3 protein-coding genes are annotated in these 6,858 nt (G+C 39.0%); 1 reads left to right on the forward strand and 2 read right to left on the reverse strand.

Annotated features, from left to right (window positions below; translation table 11 throughout):
* Positions 1–187 precede the first annotated feature (187 nt).
* Positions 188–1,954 carry an aryl-sulfate sulfotransferase gene (locus F3G76_RS08460; protein ID WP_149706441.1) on the forward strand — a complete coding sequence of 589 codons (1,767 nt, stop codon included), beginning with the start codon at positions 188–190 and terminating at the stop codon, positions 1,952–1,954.
* 36 nt (positions 1,955–1,990) lie between these two features.
* Here the strand turns inward: F3G76_RS08460 and F3G76_RS08465 are convergent, their stop codons facing one another.
* Both F3G76_RS08465 and F3G76_RS10520 read right to left on the reverse strand, forming a co-directional pair.
* Positions 1,991–2,341, reverse strand: coding sequence for a hypothetical protein (locus F3G76_RS08465; RefSeq protein ID WP_103613093.1), 351 nt, complete (start codon positions 2,339–2,341; stop codon positions 1,991–1,993).
* Between the two features lie 66 nt (positions 2,342–2,407).
* Positions 2,408–6,858, reverse strand: a 4,451-nt coding sequence (locus F3G76_RS10520; protein WP_188116574.1) for an Ig-like domain-containing protein, incomplete at its 5' end; no start/stop codon positions are given.

Consider the following 6,858-nt stretch of genomic DNA (forward strand, 5'->3'; position numbering starts at 1 on the left):
CTTTGCTTTAAAGAAATTTGACGCAAACAACTAAAATTTAGGGGCTTTTGCTCCTAAATTCTTCTTTTTATTTTTACCTCTTAAAACGACTTCTTTATAAATTTACTTAAGCCTATTTTCATATAAGCGTTAGTTTTGTGTGAAATTTGAGGAGTAAGATACCATTAAATTTCACAAAGGAGCGAAAATGAGCAAGAATTTCTTAGGTTCTGTTGCCCTTGCGGCTGTTTTGGTGAGTGGTTTTGGCTTTAGTGCTCCACTAAACGCTGGTGTCTTGGCTCATCAAGTAAAGGTTCAAGGAGAGCTTGGCTCAGTCTTTATAAACCCTTACGACGTATCGCCGCTAACTGCTATCATCGATAGAGCTGGCAAAGATATCAAAGATATCCACGTCAAAGTAAAAGGCAAGCCAGATGGCGGTATCGATATCGACTACAACGTCTCAGAGCATGCCTTGCTCACGCATGACGGTGTGCCTATTTGGGGACTTTATCCTGACTATCTAAATGAGGTCGAGCTTAGCTACACATTTAACGGAGTTAAAAAGGTTGAGACATATAAAATTTACGCCCAACCTATCGTCACATATAGCCGTGATTTTAGGTTCTCGCATATGCAAAAAACTCGCGTCAAAAAGGTCGATCCTGCCTTTAAAAATAGGCTCTATCTCATAAACAATACAATAACAAGCGTCTATAAACCGCTCGATTGGAAAAATGGTGGAGCTGCTAGCTGGAACGACTTTACCGAAAACTACATCGTAGATACAAAAGGTGAGGTCAGATGGTACCTTGACTATCAGAAATTTTACGACCGTAGCGAGAGAAGAGTGATGGATGGGGGTATGATGATGGGCTTTCATCAGCTAAAAAACGGCGATATCAGCTTTGGCATGGCTCAAAGATATCTTAGATATGATCTAATGGGAAAAGAAATTTACAACCGCCCACTACCTAGAGGCTACATCGACCTAAGCCACGAGGTGATGCCACTAAAAGATGATCACGCGCTTCTTAGAGTAGCAAAATACAACTACCACCACAAAAACGGCAAAATTTCTCACACAATAAGAGATCACATCATCGAGGTAGATAACACCGGCAAGGTGGTCGAAGAGTGGGATCTAAACGAAATTTTTGGCAACAACGTCTATCGTAGCAACCTCATAAAAGCGCTTGATGCTAGGGCTGTTTGCCTAAACATCGATATGGACGCAAAAGAGATCAAGATAAGCGACGATCAGCCATTTGGCGATGTCACCTCCACTGGCACAGGCAGAAACTGGGCACATGTAAATTCGATCTCATACGATGAGAGCGATGATAGCATCATCCTTTCGCTTCGTCACCAAGGCATCGTAAAGATAGGACGTGACAAGAAAGTAAAATGGATATTAGCCTCGCCCGAGGGTTGGAGCGAGGACTTTAAAGCAAAAGTGCTAACTCCAGTCGATAGTAAAGGCAACAAGATAAAATGTGAAAACTCAAAATGCGAGGGCGAATTTGACTGGTCATGGACTCAGCACACTGCGTGGCTAACGCCAAGATATGAAAACAAGGGCGACATAAAGCATATAAGCGTCTTTGACAATGGCGATGCTAGAGGCATGGAGCAGCCAGCCTTTAAAGAGGACAAATACTCCCGCGCGGTTGAGTATAAAATAGATGAGAAAAAGGGCACGGTTGAGCAGACTTGGCAGTTTGGCAAGGAGCGTGGCTTTGACTTTTACAGCGCAGTCACCAGCAACGTCGAGTGGCAAAAGGATAAAAGCACCTACTTTATCTCAAGCTCAAACGTAAATTTACTTCGCCCTGACAAGACTATCAAAATGGTCTTAGTTGAGATCGACCCAAAGACAAATGATATAAAATTTGAGATGGATGTGGATTCTGCTTCAAGAGATGATGTCGCTTATAGAGCGATGGTTATCGATCCAGAAGTATTTAGTTATTAAATTTTGGTGTGAGACCCCCTCTCACACCAAAGTGTATTAGTTATTATGTTGAAATTTATAAATTTCTTCTTTGACGCTAGTTAGGTCAAAATTTATCGCTCGCTCTAGCTCTAGCAAGCTTACATCTTTGTCTATCTCAAGAGCCATCGCTATCTCATTTAGCTCTTTTGCTTCCTCATTTGCAAGGATCGCACTCTTAAAACTAGCCTCATCTATCTGGCCAAATTTTAAAAAGATCGATTTAAATTTATCTTTTAAAATTTCTCTACTTAGCTTTTTATCTTCTAAAGCCTTCTTTGTGCCACCATTTCTGTTACATGTTCTAAATATAAAATCTATTGTTTCATTTACTTCATCGAGTAAATTTTTTGTCTTCTCGCTTTGCATACAAACTCCCTTCACCGCAAACAAATTCGAAGCAAGGCAGACTTTATCCGCCCTGCTTTTAAGAAATTAGAAGTAGTTTTCTACTTTCTCTTCGATTTGGATAGGATGAGTTGTAGCTATATTTTCTTCGCCAGCATGTGAGCTTGCAGTAGCATAAGAAGGTTTAGCTTCTGACTTACCTTCATTCATGATATGATCTTTTGGTGTTTCTAACAGATCATTTGCGCTAACGCCTATTTTATTATTATTTAGAACATTTAGCTCAGCTTTTGGCTCATTTATACGAGCAGCATTGCTTAGATCAACACTATCATTGTCTAAGATATCATCTGGCAAGCTTCTAGTGCTTCTTACTTTACCACCATAAGTGTTCTTTAGATCAAACCTTACCATTGTATCATTAGAAAGTGCATTACCGGCTAGGTCTTTAAATTGTCCATTCATAGATACTATCATACCGTTATGGCTCATATTAAAGTCTTTACCATCATCGCAAAGAGTTACCACGCGACTTATGCTACCGCTCTTGATATCTGCTTCAGTTATAGTAATATCTTCGGTATAACCGTTTATATTGCCCCATTTTGGATTATTAGTATTGATCATATAATGGAAAACATCCCCAGCTTTTATAGTTACGCGGTCTTGTGGTATATCTACAACAAATGTTATATCACCGTTGCCATTTGCTGGATTTTCATAATCTGCTTTATCATAGATTTTATCTTGATTTGCATCTTCTTTAATCCAAATGTTAGGTTGAGCAATAGTTGTATCTATCTCAAGATTTGATACTACATAAGGATTTGAAACCGCACCAGCTTTATTTGTAGCTACTGCTGTTACAGAGTAGTTACCGTCGGCAATATCATCAGTTGTTACCTTCCAGCTACCATCACTTTCAGCTGTTATAGTTTTCTCCCAAACGCTATGTAACTTACCATCAACTACAGATACTTTTACGCTTGCATTAGCCTCAGCTGTTCCACTTATAGTTGGTGTCTTATCATTTGTTAAGCCTGCAACTTGTGCAGCCTCATTTGTGATAAGGTTGCCTAAGTGGCCGCCTCTAACATCATCATATATGCTTGTGATCTTAACGTTAGTTGTCGCAATATGTTTATTATCTGTATTATCACTAAAGTCAAATACCACTTTATCGCTACCCTTAGCACCTTTATTGCCAGCCGCATCACTAAAGAATGCTTCAGCAACATAAACGCTTCCGTTTGCATTTTTACCATAAGGCATAGGCTTACCAGCATCCGGCTGATCTTTGCCAATTTGGTTATTTTTCATCTCACCAATGTAGCCTCTATCAATTTCAGCTTGACTTATAGCGCGCTCATGCCAGCCTGTTTCATCCCATTTATAGTGGAATATATCACCAGCTTTTATGCTACCATCATCTGGTATAAGAGCCTTCCATGATAGACGTCCTGTGTGAGTATTTTCTATATTTTCTTTCCAGCTAAATTTACCATCGTTATTTGTATCTTCGATAAACTCAACTTTTGCATCTGCTATCTTAGTATCAACTGTTACATTAGCTACATATTCAAGGCTAGTGTTACCAGCTTTATCTACTGCTTGGTATGAAATTATATGCTCACCATCGCTAAGAGGATTAGTGATCTTGTATTCCCAATGACCATTTTTATCAGCTTTAGTGGTAACCTCATTCTCATGATGCTCACCATATTTTATGATGATTACAGATCCAGCCTCTGCTGTGCCTTTTAGAAGTGGAGTATTGTCATTTGTAACCTTGTCTTTAACGTTTCCTGTAAAATCAACAACATCGTTGGTTTTTACACTATCTTCGATACTTGTCAAAGTTACCTCAGGCCCTGTAGTATCAACTGTTACAGTAATTGGACTTGAAGACTCACTCTCTTTGCCAAAGATATTTTTAGCAATTGCTGTGATCTTATAGTCGCCATCAGCCCATGGAGAATTCTCCTCTGGTTCATAATGCCAACTACCGTTAGCATCCACTGGGATATTATCAGCGATTACAGTATTGCCTTTTTTAAGAGTGATGGTTGTACCAGCTTCAGCTTTACCCATTAACGTAGGGGTATTGTCGTTTGTTATAGCTATAACTCCTTCCAAGACATTACCAGTTGTATCTCCAGCATTTATGCTGATTGGGTCCTTTGGATCTATACCATACTCGTTATCTAGAACTGCTATGATAGTTGGAGCTTTTGGAGCAAAACCTACTATTTTTACTGCATCCATAGAACCTTCACTTACATTACCTGCATCATCAACTAGTCTATAAGATGGGGTTTGGAAGCCTCTTGATTTTGGCATATCGATGCTAAATTCATCTCTTTCTATAAAGCCTTTAGCTATATCTTGCGCAGTTACTTTAAAGATATCTGTCCAAGTTTTAGCATCGCTTCCAAGAATTTGAACTCTATCGCCTGCTTTTACAGTGTTTTCTGGAATTTCGATAACCCATTTAAGCTTGCCATCTTTTAGAGCCGAAGCATCATCTATGTCTATATTCTTATCGCCATTTGTATCAGTTGTTATCTTAACTTTTGGAATACCAATAGTTTTATCAACATCTACACTTGACCACTCTGATACAGCGCTTCTGTTGCCTGCTCTATCGGTTGTTTGAACTTTAAGAGTATGTACTCCATCTTCTAGTGCAGCATGTACTTTGCCACCCCAGTTTAAATTTGCCTCAAATGTATATTCCCAGTTGCCGTCTTTATCAGCCGTAACTGTTACTTCTTTGCCATCTTTAAATACCATTCTATCATCTACCATTATCTTAACAGTTGAGAATGCCTCAGCTGTACCTTTTAATGTTGGCAAGTTGTCATTTGTTAGAGCATTTTTAACGTTACCTACAACACCACCAGCCTCGTCATCGATGATCTCAGTTATAACTGGCTGTGTAGTGCTTATATCAACATTTACAGTTGCAACATTTGATGGAACGCTAACATTACCAGCTTTATCAGTTGCGATAGCTACTACATTGTACTCACCCTCAGCAAGTGGAGATTTTGGAGTAAATTCCCAGTTGCCATCACTATCTACAATAACTTTTTCAGCGATGATATCGTTACCATTTTTAAGAACGATAGTTGAGCCAGCCTCAGCTTTGCCTTTAAATGTCGGTGTAGTATCATTTGTAAAGCCGTCATTTGCACCAAGTACATTTCCGTCATTTTCAACACCACCCCACCAGTTATCTGTTACTGCGGTGATTACTGGAGCGTCAATATGAATATCCACATCTATGCTGCTAGACACTTCTTTACTAGCATTACCTGCTTGATCAACGATCTTAGCTGTTACGCTTGAAGCTTTGCCATCAACTACTGGTACTTTGATCTCTACATATCCAGTTACTCTGTCATTGTAAGTAATAGTATGTGTTTTTTCCTCACCATTTACAGTGTAGTGGATCACATCATTTTCTTCAGCATCACCTGGGACAGAAATTTGAGCTTTTGTGCTAGCACTATCGCCATCTTTGCTATTTTCAGCTTTATTTAGCTTGCCATCTTTTGGATTTACATCTTCAACAAATGTGATTGTTGGTTCTGATGGAGCTATTAGATCAGCATTGACTACTACTTCTTCTGAGAAGTCTGAGATATTTCCTGCTTTATCTTGTGCTCTTGTAGTATATTTATACTCACCATCTCCTAGTTCAGGTAGTTCAAATTTCCAACCACCATGATTATCAGCTGTGACTGTTCCTATAGCTGTTTTCTCGCCATTTAGCTCACTAATCTCATAGATAGTGATAACTGAATCAGGCTCAGCATATCCTTCAAGAGTTGGTGTGCTGTCATTTGTTAGAGCAACTTTTGTTTTAGCGTCTAAAACGTTGCCAGTTTGGCTATCTACATTGTCATTTACAGCATCTATTACAGGAGCATCTGCAAATGTATCAACATCAAGTGAAACTCTATCAGATGTTGATTTATTACCTACTTTATCTGTAGCAACTGCTTCAAAGTAGTGCTCTCCATCACCCATAGCTTCAGTTGGTGTAAAGCTCCATTTGCCATTAGCGTCAGCTACTGTTTTACCAACTAGAGTTTTTTCTGTAGTTGTGTAGAAGCTTTCGTAAATTTCTACTGTTGCACCTGGTGCTGCACTACCTTTGAATGTTGGTAGATTATCGTTTGTTAGACCATTTTTAACATCACCATTTACTACACCACCAGTTACATCATCGATGATCTCATCAATTGTTACTTTAACAGTGCTTGAAGCCTCACCTATCACCTTGCTATCCTTGCCTGGGTTGTTAGGGTTATTTGGATTGATGATCTCTGCTGTTACATTGTTGTCTTTACCTGGGTTTAGATCAACTGGGATATCAATCTTACCTTTATCTATATCATCTTGATTGATTGGTTTTTCAGTCTTTTTGCCATTGTCATCAGTAACTACTACTTTATCACCTGGTTTTACTGAACCATCTTTTGGTATAGTAACTTCTACTGTTGTTTTACCAGCATCTTTGTCACCAGCTT

The sequence above is a fragment of the Campylobacter concisus genome, from assembly GCF_902460575.1.
In the GTDB taxonomy this organism is placed as follows: Bacteria; Campylobacterota; Campylobacteria; order Campylobacterales; family Campylobacteraceae; genus Campylobacter_A; species Campylobacter_A concisus_AW.